Source organism: Pseudomonas sp. PL-6, assembly GCF_054110165.1.
Genome location: NZ_CM134189.1, coordinates 5,157,108 through 5,173,738, shown reverse-complemented (window position 1 = coordinate 5,173,738; position 16,631 = coordinate 5,157,108). Strand labels below are relative to the sequence as shown.

The 16,631-nt window shown below is 64.0% G+C and carries 12 protein-coding genes and 1 pseudogene; 12 read left to right on the top strand and 1 reads right to left on the bottom strand.

Going from position 1 to position 16,631, the window contains the following annotated elements:
- Positions 1-11: 11 nt before the first annotated feature.
- The 12 genes from tagH to ACW9UL_RS22820 all read left to right on the top strand — a co-directional run bounded on the left by tagH (position 12) and on the right by ACW9UL_RS22820 (position 16,283).
- Positions 12-1,208 (top strand): type VI secretion system-associated FHA domain protein TagH, encoded by a 1,197-nt coding sequence (gene tagH / locus ACW9UL_RS22875; protein WP_457788397.1) that lies wholly within the window; start codon positions 12-14, stop codon positions 1,206-1,208.
- A 5-nt stretch (positions 1,209-1,213) separates the two neighbouring features.
- A complete protein-coding gene (tssJ, locus tag ACW9UL_RS22870; RefSeq protein WP_457788396.1) occupies positions 1,214-1,696 on the top strand; it encodes a type VI secretion system lipoprotein TssJ in 483 nt (160 codons plus the stop codon).
- A complete protein-coding gene (gene tssK / locus ACW9UL_RS22865) occupies positions 1,693-3,024 on the top strand; it encodes a type VI secretion system baseplate subunit TssK (RefSeq protein WP_457788395.1) in 1,332 nt (443 codons plus the stop codon). Before tssJ ends, tssK begins: the two co-directional genes overlap by 4 nt.
- A 2-nt stretch (positions 3,025-3,026) precedes the next feature.
- Entirely contained in the window at positions 3,027-3,908 is an 882-nt protein-coding gene (gene icmH / locus ACW9UL_RS22860; RefSeq protein ID WP_003242082.1) for a type IVB secretion system protein IcmH/DotU, read from the top strand.
- The gene (tssM, locus tag ACW9UL_RS22855) at positions 3,905-7,444 is read left to right on the top strand and encodes a type VI secretion system membrane subunit TssM (RefSeq protein WP_457788394.1); all 3,540 of its coding nucleotides are present in this window, start codon (positions 3,905-3,907) and stop codon (positions 7,442-7,444) included. Before icmH ends, tssM begins: the two co-directional genes overlap by 4 nt.
- A complete protein-coding gene (locus ACW9UL_RS22850; RefSeq protein WP_457788393.1) occupies positions 7,444-8,172 on the top strand; it encodes a PP2C family protein-serine/threonine phosphatase in 729 nt (242 codons plus the stop codon). Before tssM ends, ACW9UL_RS22850 begins: the two co-directional genes overlap by 1 nt.
- The gene (locus ACW9UL_RS22845; protein ID WP_457788392.1) at positions 8,169-9,140 is read left to right on the top strand and encodes a serine/threonine-protein kinase; all 972 of its coding nucleotides are present in this window, start codon (positions 8,169-8,171) and stop codon (positions 9,138-9,140) included. The genes ACW9UL_RS22850 and ACW9UL_RS22845 overlap by 4 nt, the downstream gene beginning before the upstream one ends.
- 24 nt (positions 9,141-9,164) lie before the next feature.
- On the top strand, positions 9,165-11,261 hold the full coding sequence (locus ACW9UL_RS22840; RefSeq protein WP_457788391.1) for a type VI secretion system Vgr family protein: 2,097 nt from the start codon (positions 9,165-9,167) through the stop codon (positions 11,259-11,261).
- 8 nt (positions 11,262-11,269) lie between these two features.
- Positions 11,270-11,743, top strand: a complete 474-nt coding sequence (locus ACW9UL_RS22835) for a hypothetical protein (RefSeq protein ID WP_457788390.1) — start codon at positions 11,270-11,272, stop codon at positions 11,741-11,743.
- A gap of 38 nt (positions 11,744-11,781) precedes the next feature.
- Positions 11,782-14,619, top strand: a complete 2,838-nt coding sequence (locus ACW9UL_RS22830) for a DUF8812 domain-containing protein (RefSeq protein WP_457788389.1) — start codon at positions 11,782-11,784, stop codon at positions 14,617-14,619.
- 10 nt (positions 14,620-14,629) lie between these two features.
- Positions 14,630-15,031 (top strand): lysozyme inhibitor LprI family protein, encoded by a 402-nt coding sequence (locus ACW9UL_RS22825; protein ID WP_457788388.1) that lies wholly within the window; start codon positions 14,630-14,632, stop codon positions 15,029-15,031.
- A gap of 235 nt (positions 15,032-15,266) precedes the next feature.
- Complete coding sequence (locus ACW9UL_RS22820; protein WP_457788387.1) at positions 15,267-16,283, top strand: tetratricopeptide repeat protein; 1,017 nt, start codon at positions 15,267-15,269, stop codon at positions 16,281-16,283.
- A gap of 10 nt (positions 16,284-16,293) precedes the next feature.
- On the opposite strand, the pseudogene ACW9UL_RS22815 reads toward ACW9UL_RS22820, so the two are convergent.
- Positions 16,294-16,518 (bottom strand): annotated as a pseudogene (locus ACW9UL_RS22815) (FAD/FMN-containing dehydrogenase); the annotation flags it as partial.
- Positions 16,519-16,631 lie beyond the last annotated feature (113 nt).

Genomic DNA, 16,631 nt, shown 5'->3' with positions numbered 1-16,631 from the left:
GCACAGTCACCATGGAACTGGTATTCGAGATGGTCAGCGCACAGCAGTTCGTGCCGGGGCTGCTGACCACCAAGACCTTCAAACAGGCCGGCGGCGTGATCGGCCGTGCCGAGGATTGCGACTGGGTGATCCCCGATCGCAAGCGCATCCTCTCCAGCCGCCACGCCGAGGTCAGCTATCGCGATGGCGCGTTCTTTCTCACCGACACCAGCAGCAACGGCATCGCCCTCAAGGACAGTGGCGCCAGCCTGGCCAAGGGCCGCCCGCAGCGCATCGAGCACGGCAGCGTGTACTGCCTGGGCGACTTCGAGATTCGCGCGCGGCTGGTGCGCGACCCGGCCATGTTCGAAGGCGATATCGGCCTGCCGCAGGCGGCCGGCAGCATCATTCCCGACGACGCCTTCCTCGACCTCGATCCGCTCACCGCGCTGGAGCAGCAGGAGCGCGTCTACGCCGAGGTGGACGATCTGACCGCCGTGCTGCGCCCCAGCACCGCCCAGGCGCAGCAGCGCGACTACGCGCAGATCGATGAGGAAAACCTGCTGGTGCCCGAGCTGGTGATGCCGACGCCGCCAGCCCAGCCGAAACCCGCGCCGGAGCCCGAGCGCCTGCCGCCGAGCTTCTGGGAGAAGTTCGCCGATGCCCTCGGCGTGCGCCTCGACGATCTCGACGAGGATGCCCGCGAGGCGCTGGCGCTGAATGCCGCCAAGCTGCTCAAGCAGAGCGTCGGCAGCCTGCAGCAGGCCCTGCGCACGCGCGGCGAGCTGAAGAACGAGCTGCGTCTGGCCCTGACCACCGTGCAGGGCGCCGGCAACAACCCGCTCAAACAGGGTCTGGACGCCGGTGAGACGCTGAGCGCCCTGCTGCGTGGCGGCAAACCCGGTCAACTGCCCGCCGAACAGGCCATCAGCCGTGGCTTTCGCGACCTGCAGGCGCACCAGGTGGCGCTGCTCGCCGCCAGCCGCGCGGCGGTCAAGGGCATGTTCGAGCAGTTCGCCCCGGAGCAGCTGGCCATGCGCTTCGAACGCAACGGCCGCAAGCCGCTGCTCGCCACTGCCGGCAGCCGCTGGCGCGCCTACCGTCGCCTGCATGCGGACCTGCAGCAGAACGACGATTGGAGCGACCGCCTGTTCACCCGCGATTTCGCCAGCGCCTACGAAGAGCAGGTTCGCCTGATCGCCACCCTCAATACCGACCTTCAAGGATGATGCCCATGCCTCGCCTGCTTTCCCTCGCCTGCATCGCCGCGCTGCTGAGCCTGGCCGGCTGCGCCGCGCTGTCGCCCTATTCGAGCATGACCAAGCTGGACCTGAGCCTGGCCGGCAGCGACCAGCTCAACCCCGATCTCAACGGCCGCCCCTCGCCCATCGTGCTGCGCCTGATGGAGCTCAAGCACCCGGTGGCCTTCGAGAACGCCGATTTCTTCTCCCTCTACCAGCGGCCCAAGGAGGCCCTGGCTCCCGACCTGGTAACGCTGGAAGAACTGGAGCTGCGCCCGGGCGAGACCCGTGAACTCAAGGTGTCGGTGCAGGAAGGCAGCCGCTACGTCGGCGTGCTCGCCGCCTACCGCGACCTGCCGGAAGCCAACTGGCGCTACGTCATCGCCATCGACGCGCAGCAACGCAACGCGGCCAACCTGCGGCTCGACGAGCGCGGCATTCGCAATCTCGATGCCGAGCAGGAGCAAAGCCGATGAGCCAGCATAAAGTCATCTGGCAGGAGGGCATGCTGCTGCGCCCGCAGCACTTCCAGCAGAACGATCGTTACTTCGAGTACCAGCTCAAGGTGCGCACGCAGAAGCTGGCCAGCTACGCCTGGGGCTTCTTCGAGCTGGAGATCGACCGCCAGTTCCTCAACATGGGCAAGCTGGTGGTGAGCAAGGCCAGCGGCTTGCTGCCCGACGGCAGCCTCTTCGACCTCGGCGCCGAGCGCGAGCCGCTGGGCTTGGACGTGCCGCCGAACACCGGCAACACCCCGGTGTACCTGGCGTTGCCGCTGGTCACCGGCAACCATATCGAGAGCCGCCGCCCGGAGCAGAAGGACGTGCTGGCGCGCTACGTCGCCTTCGACGAGGAAGTCGCCGACTGCAACGCCGGCGACAGCAGCCACAGTCAGGTCAGCACCGGCCGCCCGGATTTCCGCTTGCTGCTCGGCGAGCAGCAGAGCGACCAGGCCTATGTGAAGCTCAAGCTGTGCGAGGTGCTCGACACCACGCCGGACGGGGTGATCAGCCTCGACCCCGAGTTCAGCCCGACCTACGTCAACTTCCAGGCCTCCGGCTATCTGCTGAGCTGCCTCAAGGAAGTGATCAGCATGCTCGCCCACCGCGGCGACATCCTCGCCGAGCGCATCCGCGCCACCGGCAAGGTGGGCGGCGCCGAGGTTGGCGACTTCATGATGCTGCAGCTGATCAACCGCTACGAGCCGATCCTGCGTCACCACCTGGGCGTCGAGCAGGTGCATCCGGAGCAGATCTACCGCGAACTGGTGGGCCTGCTCGGCGAGCTGGCCACCTTCTCCAGCGAGACCAAGCGCCCGCGCCTGGAAGGCCGCTACCTGCACAGCGACCAGGGCATGAGCTTCCGCAAGCTGATGGACGCCATTCGCCAGGTGCTGTCGATGGTGCTCGAACAGCACGCCATCGAAATGCTCCTGCAGCAGCGCCAGTACGGCATCCAGGTGTCGCCGCTGCACGACCACAAGCTGCTCGGCACCTCCAGCTTCGTGCTCGCCGCCAGCGCCCAGTGCGACTCCGAGGAGCTGCGCCAGCGCCTGCCGGCACACCTCAAGGTCGGCCCGGTGGAGCGCATCCGCCAGCTGGTCAACCTGCACCTGCCGGGGATCAAGGTCAAACCGCTGCCGGTGGCACCGCGGCAGATCCCCTTCCATTCGGGCAAGACCTACTTCGCCTTGGAGCTCAGCTCCGAGGAACTGGCGCAGCTGGAACGCTCCGGCGGCTTCGCCTTCCACGTGTCCGGCGAGTTCTCCGGGCTTGAGCTGAAATTCTGGGCGATCAGGAACTGACGATGACCATCAAGGAAATGGAATACGGCCAGGATGACAAGACGGTCATCCTCAACCGCAAGGGCGAAGCCCGCGCCGAAAGCCCGCTGACCGACTTCAGCGCGCCGCCGAAATTCGAGCAGCTGGAAGAACGCATGATCTTCGCCGCGCGCCTGCGCCCGGCGGAGAGCTTCAATATCAGCCTCAACCCGCTGGTGGCGGCGGCCTCCGCGCTGCTCTCGGAGGTGGTGCGGCTCAAGCACAGCTTCGAAAGCGAGGACCTGGACGCCCTCAACCAGCGCCTGACTCGCGAGATCAAGCTGTTCGAACACCGCGCCCTGCACGACGGCGCGGAAAGCAGCCAGGTGATGGCCGCGCGCTACGTGCTGTGCACCGTGGTCGACGAGGCCGTGGTGACCACGCCCTGGGGCAACGAGAGCCAGTGGTCGCAGATGAGCCTGCTGTCGTCCTTCCACAACGAGACCTTCGGCGGCGAGAAGTTCTTCCAGCTGCTCGAACGCCTGTCGCGCAACCCGGTCAAGCACCTGCCGATGCTGGAGCTGATGTACCTATGCCTGTCGCTCGGTTTCGAGGGCAAGTACCGCGTGCTGCCGCGCGGCATGCTCGAGCTGGAAGCGGTGCGCGACAGCCTCTATCGGCAGATCCGTCAGCTGCGCGGCGACGTGCCGCGCGAAGTCTCGCCGCACTGGCAGGGCCTCAAGGACACCCGCCGGCGCCTGGTGCGCATCGTGCCCTGGTGGCTGGTGGCGCTGTTCACCCTGATGTGCCTGGTGATGATGTATGCCGGTTTCGCCTGGGTGCTCGGCGAGCAGCGCGACACCGTCCTCAAGCCGTATCAGCAACTCGACCCGGCCTCGGGTGTCAGCATGGATGACGTGAAATGAAGAGCTTCTTCGCCAAACTTGGCGCCTTTTTCCGCAAGACCTGGGTCTGGAGCCTGCTGCTGGTGCTGGTCCTCGCCCTGCTGGTGTGGTTCGTCGGCCCGCTGCTGGCGGTCGACGACTACAAGTTCTGGGAGTCGGCCACCAGCCGCCTGCTGACCATCAGCCTGCTGTTCCTGCTCTGGGGCCTGGCCATGGTGTTCGCCAGCTGGCGCGCCAGCGCACGCAAGAAGGCCGAGGAGAACGACGCCGAGGCGCAGGAGCGCCTGCGCCGCGAGGAGCAGATCGGCGAGGAGCAGAATGAGCTGCGCCACCGCTTCAAGGACGCCCTGCGCACCCTCAAGCGCTCCAGCCTGTACCGCGGGCGCAGCGAGAAGTGGCGCAACGACCTGCCCTGGTACCTGCTGCTCGGCCCGCAGGGCAGCGGCAAGACCAGCCTGCTGGACTTCTCCGGCCTGGACTTCCCGCTCAACCGCGGCGACAGCCAGCGCCTGACCAAGGACGTTTCCGGCACCCGCTACGCGGACTGGTACTTCGCCGACCACGCCGTGCTGATCGACACCGCCGGGCGCTACCTGACCCAGCCCGACGCGCAGGTCGACGGCCGCGCCTGGGGCACCCTGCTCGGCCTGCTGCGCCAGCGTCGCGCGCGCCCGCTCAATGGCGTGCTGGTGAGCATTCCGGTCGAGCAGCTGCAGGGCGGCAGCGAGGTGGAGCTGGAAACCCTGGCCCGCCAGACCCGCCAGCGCCTGCACGAGATCCATCAGCGCCTGGGCGCCGACGTGCCGGTCTACCTGGTGCTGAGCAAGGCCGACAAGGTGCTGGGCTTCGACGAGTTCTTCGACCAGCTGTCGCGCGAGGAGAGCGAGCAGGTGCTCGGCGCCAGCTTCCGCAAGGAGCAGAACGCCAGCGACGTGACCGTGGTGCGCCAGGAGTTCGAGGAACTGCTGCGCCGTCTCAACAGCCAGGTGATCCTGCGCATGCACCAGGAGCGCGACACCCAGCGCCGTGGTCGCATCCTCGACTTCCCGCACCAGCTCGGCCAGATCGGCGAGCGCCTGTGCCTGTTCATCGAACTGGCCTTCGCCGGCAACCGCTACCAGCGCGCCAGCAAGCTGCGCGGCTTCTACCTGACCAGCGCGCCGCAGCTCAACGAGCAGCTCGACCCGCTGACCGCCGGCATCGGCCGCAACCTCGGCCTGGCCGGCAGCGCGCTGCCGACCTTCCGCTCGGGCCGTGCACGCTTCATCAACCACCTGCTCAGCCGGGTGATCTTCCCCGAGGCCGACCTGGCCGGGCTCGACCAGCAGGAAGTGCGCCGCATCGACTGGGGCCAGCGCGCCATGTATGCCACCGCGTTCGCCGTGCTGGCGCTGTTCGGTGTGCTCTGGGCCAGCGGCTTCTCGGCCAACCACGGGCGCCTGGAACAGCTGCGCGAGATCGCCCAGAAGCTTACCCGCGAGCATGGTTCGATCAATGCGCAGGACGATGCCCTGCAAACCCTCAAGGCGCTAGACAGCAGCTACGCCGCGACCCTGGTGTTCCCGCCCAAGGGCGAGGTGTCCTACCTGCAGCGTACCGGCCTGTTCCAGGGCGAGGCGGTCAATCCGGCCGTTTATTCGACCTACCGCGCCGAGCTGGAAACCCTGCTGCTGCCACGTGTGGCGCGTCAGCTGGAGGCGCAGATCCGCGCCAACCTCGGCGACCGCGAGCGCCTGCTCGGCAGCCTGCGCGCCTACCTGATGCTCAACCTGGAAGAGCGCCGCGACGCCGCCTTCCTCAAGGAGTGGGTAGCCGCCGACTGGTCGTTGCGCTATGCCGGCAACAGCCCGGCGCAGCATGGCCTCAACACCCATTTCGCCCGTCTGCTCGACGAGTCCTTCGCGCCCTATGCGCTCAACGCCCAGCTGGTCGCCCAGGCGCGCCAGGTGCTGCGCAGCGAGTCGCTGGCCAATGTGGTCTATCGCATGCTGCGTGAACAGGCGCGCAGCCTGCCGGACTACCGTCTGAGCCAGAAGCTCGGGCCGCAGGCCGGGCTGATCAATGGCAGCGACTACGCCATCCCCGGCTTCTACACCCAGGCCGGCTACAGCAAGACCTTCACCGCCCAGGGCGGCAACCTGGTGCGCGAGATCCTGCGTGACAACTGGGTACTGGGCGAGGGCGAGAGCCTCAGCGCCGGCGACCTCGGCCGCCTGATGGTAGAGCTGGAGCAGCTGTACTTCCGTGATTACGGCAACTACTGGGGCGAGGCCATCGCCCAGCTCAGCCTGGAGCCGATCGGCAGTGCCGGCCGAGGCGCCGCCCTGCTCGGCGGCCTGACCGCGGCCAATTCGCCGCTGCTGCAACTGCTGGTGGAAGTGCGCGACAACACCCGCTTCAAGGGCCTGGCCGAGGCCGCCGACGACGCTGGTGCCGCCGCCGAAGCGCTGGAGGGCGCCAAGGGCAAGCTGGGCAAGGCCGCCAAGCTGGCCAGTGCCGCCGCCGAACAGGCGCAGCAGGCCCTGGCCAAGAATACCCCGGACACCGCGCGCAAGACTCTGGAGCGCCGCTTCGAAGTGCTGCACAAGCTGCTCGACGACAACGGCGGCGCCGGTGTCGAACTGGCCGCCAGCCTGCAGGCGCTGGACGAACTGCAGCGCCAGCTGGCCAGCCTGGCCAATGCCGGTGCCAGCGACCAGGCTGCGTTCGAGATGGCCAAGGCGCGCATGGCCGGCAAGCGTGACGCGATCAACCAGGTGCGCAGCGCCGCCGCGCGACTGCCGCAACCGGTGGGCAACTGGCTGGCGCTGCTGGCCGAGGACAGCTGGACCCTGGTGCTCAATGATGCCTACCACTTCCTCAATCAGCGCTATCAGAGCGAGCTGTACGCCGCCTACGACAACTCGCTGAAGCAGCGTTACCCGTTCAGCGCGCACAGCGAGAGCGACGTGGCAGTGGCGGATTTCCGCGAGTTCTTCAAGGCCCAGGGCATCGCCGAGCGCTTCTTCGACCAGTACCTGCGCCCCTTCGTCAGCGGCAGCGCCGACGAATACCGCCTGCGACGCGTCGATGGCCGCGGCCTGCCGCTGTCGCGCGAGTTCCTCCTGCAGATGAGTCGCGCCCAGGTGATCCGCCGCAGCTTCTTCGCCGAGAACCCGGCCGAGCCGCAGGTACTGTTCAAGCTCGAGCCCTACTCGCTGGACTCCAGCCTGAGTCGCGCCGACTTCCGCTTCGGCAAGCAGCAGCTGGAATACCGCCACGGCCCGATCGTTGCCACCGCCTTCCGCTGGCCGGCGGCGAGCGAGGAAGACCGCACCAGCCTGGTAGTTGAAGAGCTTGGCGGTCGCCGCGTCGGCATCGAGAAGAACACCGGCCCCTGGTCGCTGTTCCGCCTGCTCGACCTGATGGACGTGGACTACCACAGCGGTCGTGACGTGCTGATCCTCAAGGCCAACCTGGGCGGCCTGCACGCCAACTACCTGCTGCACAGCCAGCGCTCGCCGAACCCGTTCGACATCGGCCTGCTGCGCAGCTTCAAGCTGCCGGCGACGCTCTGATGACGGCAGTTGCCAACGCCTGGCGCAGCGCAGCGCGCACCGACACCGGCAAGGTGCGCGCGCGCAACGAGGATGCCTTCCTGGCCCTGCCCGAGCAGGGCCTGTGGGTGGTGGCCGACGGTATGGGCGGGCATCAGAACGGTGCCCTGGCCAGCCGTCTGATCGTCGAGCATCTGGCCGAGCTGCCGGAAGGCAGCCTCGCCCAGCGTCTGGTGGAGTTGCGCCAGGCGCTGCACCGGCTCAATCATCGTCTCGGTCAGGAGCTGACGGTCACTGCCGATCGCCCTGACACGGTGATCGGCAGCACCGTAGTAGCCCTGTTGCTCGAGGAGGACCGCGCCGCCTGCGTCTGGGCCGGTGATAGCCGCTGCTACCTGTGGCGCGGCGCGCGGCTGTATCAGCTCAGTCGCGACCATTCACTGGTGCAGCAACTGATCGACGAACAGGGCCTGGCGCCGCAGGAAGCCGCGCGCCACCCGGCGGCGCATGCCCTGACCCGCGCCATCGGCGCCGCCGAAACCCTGCAACTGGACATCCTCGAACTCGACGTGCTGCCCGGCGATGTCTTCCTGCTGTGCAGCGACGGCCTCTACCAGGGCGTTTCCGCCGACGAGCTGGGCGCCTGCCTCAACCTGCCTTCGCCGCACCTGGCCGTGGAGCGCCTGTTCCAGCGCGTGCTCGACGGCCCGGCCCGTGACAACCTCAGTGCCGTGGTGATCCGCCAATGATCGAAGCCGCCGAAGCCAGCGACCTCACCTACTTCGCCCTGGCCGCCACCGCGGCCAGGGAACCTGTGCGCGAAACGCCGCGCCAGGAGCCGGGCGAGCTGCCGGAGGTGCTCGGCGGCCGCTACCGGATCGAGCGTCTGCTCGGTGTCGGCGGCATGGGCGCGGTATACCGCGCGCGCGATCTGCTGCGCGAACAGTTCGGCGACCCCGAGCCCTATGTCGCGCTGAAGACCCTGAGCGACGACTTCGCCGAATACCCGGACGCCAACGCCCTGCTCTACAGCGAGTTCGCCCTCACCGCGCGGCTCAGCCACCCCAACGTGGTGCGCCTGTTCGGTTTCGAGGTGGACATTCCCAGCCAGCGCGCCTTCATCACCCTGGAACTGCTGCGCGGCCTGACCCTCGATCAGCTGCTCTGCGAACGCCCCGAGGGCCTACCCTGGGACGAGCTGCGCGGTATCGCCGTCCCGCTGCTCGAAGCCCTGTGCTATTCGCACCAGCTGGGCGTGCTGCATGGCGATCTCAAGCCGAGCAATGTGATGCTGGCCGAAGACGGCCTGCGCCTGTTCGACTATGGTCTCGGCCAGCCGGTGGAGGGCCTGCTGCCCGGCCTGCCGCGCCTGTGCCGCAGCCGCATCGCCGCCTGGACACCGCGCTACGCCGCGCTGGAATTGCTCGAAGGCGCGCCGCTGTCGGCGGCTGCCGATGTCTATGCGCTGGCCTGCGTGCTGGTCGAGCTGGCCAGCGGACAACACCCGTTCCGCCGCCTCAGCGCCAAGCAGGCCAAGAGCATGGAGCTGGACAGGCAGTTGCAACGCCCGGCGCAGGTGCCGCTGCACTGCTGGCAGGCTCTGCGCACCGCGCTGGCCTTCGACGAAAGCCAGCGGCAGATCGGCTGCAGCGAGCTGCTCGAGGCGTTTCGCCGACCACCGGCCTCGCGTTTGCGCCGCTGGCTGGGCAAGGCATAAGGACTCAATCGAAAGGATACGCACATGTTCAACCCGGCCAATGAAACCCATTTCAGCCTGACCATCGAAGGCGTCGAGCACGATCTGCAGGTGCTCGAATTCAGCGGCCGCGAGGCCATCAGCCAGCCCTATCGCTTCGACGTCGAGCTGATCAGTGAACGGCCGGATCTCGATCTGACCAGTCTGCTGTATCAGCGCGCCTTCCTTGCCTTCAGCCCCAATGGCGACGGCATCCACGGCCTGATCCACCGGGTCGAGCAGGGCGAGTCCGGCAAACGCCTGACCCGCTATCGCCTGGCCATCGTGCCGCAGCTCGCCTATCTGGCGCACCGCACCAACCAGCGCATCTTTCAGCACCTGACGGTACCGCAGATCGTCGCCCAGGTGCTGGAAGAGCACGGCATCGTCCAGAGTGGCTACCAGTTCCAGCTCGGCCCCACCGTCTACCCGCAGCGCGAGTACTGCGTGCAGTACGACGAGAGCGACCTGCACTTCGTCCAGCGCCTGTGCGAGGAGGAAGGCATCCACTACCACTTCCAGCACAGCGCAAGCGGCCACGTGCTGTGCTTCGGCGACGACCAGACCGCCTTCGCCAAGCTCGGCCAGCCCACGCCCTATATCCAGGACAGCGGCATGACCGCCGACGATCCGGTGATCAAGCGCCTGGCCCTGCGCCTGGAAACCCGCACCCGCCGCACCGCCCGCCGCGACTACGACTTCGAGCAGCCGCGCCTGCTGCTGGAGGCGGCCTACCAGGGCGAGCAGGCCGGCGAAAACGACGGTCTGCCCGATCTGGAAGACTACGACTACCCCGGCCGCTACACCGACCGCACGCGTGGCAAGCACCTGGCCAAGCGCGCCCTGGAACGCCACCGCGCCGACTACCAGCAACTCGAAGGCCAGAGCGACCAGCCGCGGCTGGTTACGGGGCACCTGCTGGAAATCTCCGAACACCCGCGCCGCGAATGGAACGACCTCTGGCTGCTCACCGAAGTGCTGCACGAAGGTAAACAGCCGCAGGTGCTGGAAGAGTCGATCACCAGTGATCTACGCAGATCGACCCCCTCTCCCCTCCGGGGAGAGGGCTGGGGTGAGGGGGAAAGGGGCGACTCGGATTTCCACCAAGGCTACCGCAACCGCTTCCTCGCCACCCCCTGGAATGTGCCCTTCCGCCCGCCGTTGGAACACCCCAAACCCCGCGTTTTGGGCAGCCAGAGCGCCGTGGTCACGGGACCGGCCGGCGAAGAAATCCACTGCGACGAATATGGTCGAGTGAAGGTGCAGTTCTTCTGGGACCGGGAAGGCCAGGCCGACGAGAAGACCAGCTGCTGGCTGCGCGTCAGCTCCAGTTGGGCCGGTGATCGCTACGGCGCCATCACCATCCCGCGCATCGGCATGGAAGTGCTGGTCACCTTCCTCGAAGGCGACCCCGATCAGCCCTTGGTCACCGGCTGCCTGTATCACGCCGAACATGTCGTCCCCTACGACCTGCCGGCGAACAAGACCCGCAGCGTGTTCAAGACCCTGAGCAGCCCCGGCGGTGGCGGCTACAACGAACTGCGCATCGAGGATCGCAAGGGCGCCGAGCAGATCTACATCCACGCCCAGCGCGACTGGGACGAGAACATCGAGCACGACCAGAAGATCCGCGTCGGCAACGAACGCCACGACACCGTGGAGAAGAACAGCTACACCGAACTGCTGGCCGAGGAGCACCTCACCGTCACCGCCGACCGCAAGGTGGAGGTCAAACCCCAGGATCACCTGACGGTAGCGACCGACCAGCACATCAAGCTGGGCACCGCGCAACTGACCAAGGCCGGCCGCGAGATCCACCTCAAGGCCGGGCAGAAAATGGTCATCGAAGCCGGCATCGAACTGACCATCAAGGCCGGCGGCAGCTTCATCAAACTCGACCCCGGCGGCATCACCATCTCCGGCCCGCTGGCCAGGATCAACGCCGGTGGCTCGCCGGGCAAGGGCTCGGGACTCAAGATCAAGCCACCGGTGCTGCCGGGTATGGCCGATAGCGACAAGGCGGGGAGTTTGTTGGAGCAGGCATTTGCCGGTCTGCTCAACCCTAAAAAGAAAGTGAAAAGAACCATGAATTTTTCGGGCTGAACCAAACGATGAATACCAGGATCAAGAAACGACCCTTTCAACGCTCCGCAGGTCAGGTGCTGCTGTTCATCCTGTCCTGCGGGTATCTGGCGGGTTGTGCTGCCATCGAACTCGAACCCATCACCTACCAGGAAGCCGTCACCCAGTACCAGGAGGGCGGCGGTATCGAGAATTACCGCTGCGCGCTGGTTCCGGCTGATGAGCAGTATCAGGCCCTGCGTGACGCTCAGCCGATAGCCGTCGAAATAGATGAGGTGCTGTTCGTCAAGATCGCCGGCACCGTCCAAGAGCTGCAACAGACCGATATCAGCGAGACCCGCACGTCCTACGTCTACGAGGACATGAGTGCCACGCTCACTACGGTCAGGCAGTTCAATCATTCGGAGTACGGCGAGTCAGATGACCGGCACGTTGACCTCACCTTCAAATCGGCCGGCGAGACAGAGACCTACAAGACCTTCGGAGCGGCCTGTGGCCTCTGACCGTTGAATACGATTACAAGCTTTTCATAGGACAAGTCATGACAGGACGTCGCTACAAAATCGTTGAAAGTGTTGGAAGCCGCATCGAGGATGTAAACCGCTACGAAGATCTTGCCAAGCATCACCCTTCGGCTGGCCGTGAACCCAACCGGGACTACGAGACCATCAACGGCCAGCTCGAAGAGGTGCGTCATGTCGGTGGCCGCACGCTTATCAAAAAGGATTTCGTGCTGCTCGTTGATGGCAGCAACCAATCCATCCCGGTTCCCAGCCCCCTGACCGGCTATGCCAAGACCAGCCGCGCTTACGGCACGCTGAAGATTTATGACGCCCCCAGCAACGGCCAACTGATCGGGCAGATTCTGCACCTTCACCCCACGTTCAAGGTCAACGACGGAGACGCTATCACCTACGGCCAGCACATTGGCCTCCAGGCCGGAACGGGCAGGACGGGGGCACAGAGTTACGCCATCCACGTCCATGCCGAGCTGGAGGAAGGCGATTTCAAGCGCTACATCGCCGACATGGTCAGCGGCACCCTCAACCCGGACGAGGAAAAACCGGACGTTGTCGGTGGCGGCGAAAGCGCAGCCAGGGGGGACTGGTGCTACCCATGCTCGGCGTCCGCCGGCCATGCACTGCAACACCTGACCGCCTTGAGCAAGGCCAGGGCCGGGTTCTACCCCATCGGTGGAAACGGCCTCTGGCACGGCGGCATCCACCTGGACAAGGGCACCTCTGAAGTCTTCGATCAGAGCCGTGTCAACTGCATGACCCATGGTGAAGTGGTCGCTTATCGCATCGACAATGAATACCCTGTCAGCACCTACGCCGGTCGGCCACCGCTGCAGGTCAGGGCGCCGTTCTCCACCGGCTTCGTTCTTGTCAGGCACACGCTGCAGCCCAAGGTACCCGCAACCGCTGACGAGTCGAAGCCCAAGCCGCCTGCGCTGGCCCTCTACAGCCTCTACATGCACCTCAAATGTTGGAAAGACTACCGACAGGACGAGAAGCTGGAGCAGCCAGCCTTCTGGGGTTCCGGCATCTATACCGTCAACACCCGCAGTGGCGAACTCAACGTCAGGGCCGAAGCCCGCAGTAATGCGCCGATCATCGGCAAACTCAGCAAGGGTGCCCAGGTTCGCGCCTCGGGCGAGGGCGCCTTCCTCAAGCTCGAACAGGTGATCAGCGGCAATGACCAGGCCGCCCTCACGCCAAGAGAGGACGGCAGCCTGCCGGGCTATGTCGCCTCCTCCTTCCTGACGGCTCAATCGCAGCCCAAGGCCACGGGCTCGGTGGTACTCCTCGATCCGCCCGTGCCGATCAAGGCCGGCGACCTGATCGGCCATGTCGGTAAGTACCAGAATCAGAGCGACGGTTCGCTTCAGGAACTGCTGCATCTGGAAGTCTTCAGTTGCGAGGACGTGCCTGCGTTCGTCAGCCAAAGCCGCAGCTGGGCGCAGAGCCTGCCGGACGAGGAAAAGACCCTGCTCAAGATCCACGCCGGAGCCAGCAAACTCATTGCGCACCGCGATGACATCAAAAGCGATAATCCGCCGAAACTGAGCGATGAAGGTACTGAGATCGGCGTCGACCTGATCCTGCCGCAGAGCGTGCTGAATGCTATCCCGGCCGAGGCCAGGTTCAAGGTTCCGGCCAGCAACACAGCAACCGGCTGCACGCCCGAAGTCCACTGGTGGCGACTCGACGATCTGCTGGCCGACAAGGACGGCAAGCCGATCAACGGCTGGCTGGCGGAGCAGGAACTGATCACCACCCGCCATAGCCCATGGGAATGGGAAGGCTTCGATTTTCTTGAAGATGCCGATCCCCCCAGCTCGGGGCTGGCCTACTACCTCAATGCGGCTCGCCGCCTCTCCGAGGATGAACAGGCAAGCTATCAGGGCGCCATCGACCAGTCCGACAAAGGCCCGGTGCGCAACCGTCTTTACGACATCATCGACACCAACCGCGACGGCAAGATGACCGCCGAAGAAGTCAAGGCAGCACTGGAAAAGCCCTGGCATGCCCAATCCATCTCGCAGCTCGTCACGCGCCATGACAGCGAGTGGTTCTGGGATGCTGCGCGCTGGGACGAACTCGACGACCTGATGGGCCACGCAGCCGATGACCCCAACCAGGACTGGGTCGAAGAGAAGAAGCGCATCCAGGCCCTGAGCTGGTGGAGCGATGTGGCTGGGAAATATGGTATTAGCACGGACGGAAAAGCGTGGCACTTGCAACCGCTCGCTCTTATCGGTGCGTTCAGTACAGCCGATAAGGCTGTCCCCACGATTAAAGAAGGGCAAATAACATTTGACGCTGAAGGGAATAATATCCCCACTTCTCCGTACTTCAGTCGTGTCATTCACTGGCCAGGAAACGATCTGTCAGGGGTAACTCTGGGGCGTGGTTATGATATGGGTTCCAGAACCGAGTCAGAAATCTACAACCATATGAAAAATGCCGGCATCGAGCATGATCAGGCAACGAAGATTTCTCAGGCTTTCGGGAAGAAAGGCGCGGCTGCTCAGCAATTTGTAAGAGAGAATAAGGCAAGCATTGGGGAAATAACTGTAGAGCAGGAAATTATTCTCTTCAATACAATTTATCCAGACTATGTAGAGTGCGCTATTAAAAACTACAATTACTGGACTTCGAACGAGTCGAATAGAGTCGAATGGAGCGCTCTTGACCAAGTCATCAGGGATGTGTTGGTAGATTTTGTTTATCAAGGCTTCACTAAGGGGCCAAATCCGATGAAGGCAGGGATGAAAAATAACAAGGAAGAATTGATTCGCTATATAGAAAACACACCTGCTATTAGCCAATACGAACCGGGAAGAAATAGAGCCCGCTATCTCAGGAATAACTAGAGCTCTTAGTATGAGAAGAATATATCCATTTCTCTTGCTTTTTTGTACATTTCCAGCACTCAGTAACACCGTTGAAGATCCATGTGAAAGAGTTGAAGCCTCTCAGCAGATCGCACAGTGTGCAGAATATAGAAAAGACATATCGGATAAACTTCTGAATTCAGCCTACAAGGCAGCTCTTGATCGAATCAGGCACCAGTACAAGCAAGCGCCCTTGCTGGCGGATCAATATATTTCTCTACTGAGGGGCGCGCAGCGAGAGTGGATCAAATTACGAGATGCCGATTGCAAACTTGAGGCTTTTGAAATAGAAGAAACTGCAGAAGCGTATCAGGTAACGATTAACAACTGCCTATCAAGGATGAGTAATGATAGGGCGGATTATTTGAAGCACATCGCGCCTGACATATGAGCGCCACTAGGGAACTCTGAAATAACCGTCATTCCCGCGTAGGCGGGAATCCAGAACCTGCGTAGTCCCTGGGCTCCCGCCTTCGCGGGAGTGACGATAAATGGCTTTTTCAGAACTTCCCTAGCATTCATGGATAGGGTAGTTACACCTTTTATTACTCGACACATGAGCTGTGAATAAAATTCCAAGGGAACAGATGCCAAGATTGCACGGAAATAAACGTGACAGGCGATATTTGGCGCTCACCTCCCTCCTGATGCTGGCCAGTGTCATCGCCCACGCCGAAGCGATACGCCCCGAAGGCCTGTCCGTGCTGCAGGAGCTGCGCATTGCAGACGGTAACGACGCCGGTGCGCAGCGCCTGCTGATCATCGATCACTCAGGCGCAGTGGTGCTCGACACGGAAAGCGCTCTGCCACGCATCGAGAACGAGTATTCGCCCCACAGCTACGACGGCTACATGGTGGAGTTGCTCGCTGAGCGCCAGGGCAAGTCGACGGTGATCGATCTGCAAGGTGAACGCCATACCCTGCTCTCACCCGTGAACAAGGCCGGGGATTACCTGCTGCTGACCACCCGGGAAGAGGGTAATGGCGCCTACAACTTCAACCTGAAGTTCAGATATGACGGCACCGCGAAATCCTTCGACCTGACCCAGATACTGCTCAACGAGAACGACACCCAGTGTGACCAGTCGCTGTTGAGCAGCTATGCGATCGACAGCAAGGCCGTTGGCGTCACGTCGGTCGCCGACTTCGATGGCGCCCGCGTCTTCGGCGCATTGAGGGCGTTGCGCCTGGCGCATCAGACATCATCGGCTGTCACGGCGGAGAAGCTGATGCCGGAGACGGTCGCCAGCAACTTCGACACGGCTCTGAAGGCCTACAAGGCCGGTAACGAGCAAGAACTGAAGACTCTCGTCGGCTATTTTCTCGCCGGTGAGGAGGACGGCGCCTGCGACCCCAGAATCTATATCGTCGAGAAATACTATTTCCCGCAAAGGGTCGGCTGGTCGAACGACCTCGGCTTCTTGTTCGAGCAGGCCGGTCATTACCCGGAGGCGGTCGAACTGCTGAAACACATCACCCGGAAACACCCGGACAGGGGCGTTGCCTACCTCAACCTGGCGGATGCGTATTGGGCGCTGGACGAGCGGGAGCAGGCTCGGGAAGCCTACAACCAGTACTACGAGAAAATGCTCGCCGCCCAGAAGCAGGCGAGGATCCCGCCGCGCGTGCTGGAGAGAAAATAGCGCGCAGCGGTCAGGGCCGCTCCAGCGCACCCGCCTCCTTGAACGCCCGCTGCGCCACCAAGCGCCCATGTTGCAACTGCAACCACAGCACTTCGTCCTCGCCAGCCGGGTAGCGCGGGGCGATGCGCATGTCGCGGTCGAAGAGGATGCGGTAGTGGTAATCGCGCATCTTGGGCAGAGCGAAGAGGGTGGCGATCACGCCGGGCATGCGGCTGATGTCGGCGAGGAAGACTGCCTGGAGAAAAAGGGGACGCCCATTAGCCGGTCTGGCGTCAGTAGAGGGCAAATGGTCCTCCGTGAATCGAAAAGGCCAGACACGTCCCCCGGCCTTTTCTCTGCCGCCGGCCC

Bases quoted from the DNA above. Each gene is read 5' to 3' on its own strand.
- tssK (WP_457788395.1), top strand. From the start codon at position 1,693: ATGAGCCAGCATAAAGTCATCTGGCAGGAGGGCATGCTGCTGCGCCCG.
- ACW9UL_RS22840 (WP_457788391.1), top strand. From the start codon at position 9,165: ATGTTCAACCCGGCCAATGAAACCCATTTCAGCCTGACCATCGAAGGC.
- ACW9UL_RS22850 (WP_457788393.1), top strand. From the start codon at position 7,444: ATGACGGCAGTTGCCAACGCCTGGCGCAGCGCAGCGCGCACCGACACC.
- tssJ (WP_457788396.1), top strand. From the start codon at position 1,214: ATGCCTCGCCTGCTTTCCCTCGCCTGCATCGCCGCGCTGCTGAGCCTG.
- ACW9UL_RS22825 (WP_457788388.1), top strand. From the start codon at position 14,630: ATGAGAAGAATATATCCATTTCTCTTGCTTTTTTGTACATTTCCAGCA.
- ACW9UL_RS22835 (WP_457788390.1), top strand. From the start codon at position 11,270: ATGAATACCAGGATCAAGAAACGACCCTTTCAACGCTCCGCAGGTCAG.
- tagH (WP_457788397.1), top strand. From the start codon at position 12: ATGGAACTGGTATTCGAGATGGTCAGCGCACAGCAGTTCGTGCCGGGG.
- ACW9UL_RS22830 (WP_457788389.1), top strand. From the start codon at position 11,782: ATGACAGGACGTCGCTACAAAATCGTTGAAAGTGTTGGAAGCCGCATC.
- tssM (WP_457788394.1), top strand. From the start codon at position 3,905: ATGAAGAGCTTCTTCGCCAAACTTGGCGCCTTTTTCCGCAAGACCTGG.
- icmH (WP_003242082.1), top strand. From the start codon at position 3,027: ATGACCATCAAGGAAATGGAATACGGCCAGGATGACAAGACGGTCATC.
- ACW9UL_RS22845 (WP_457788392.1), top strand. From the start codon at position 8,169: ATGATCGAAGCCGCCGAAGCCAGCGACCTCACCTACTTCGCCCTGGCC.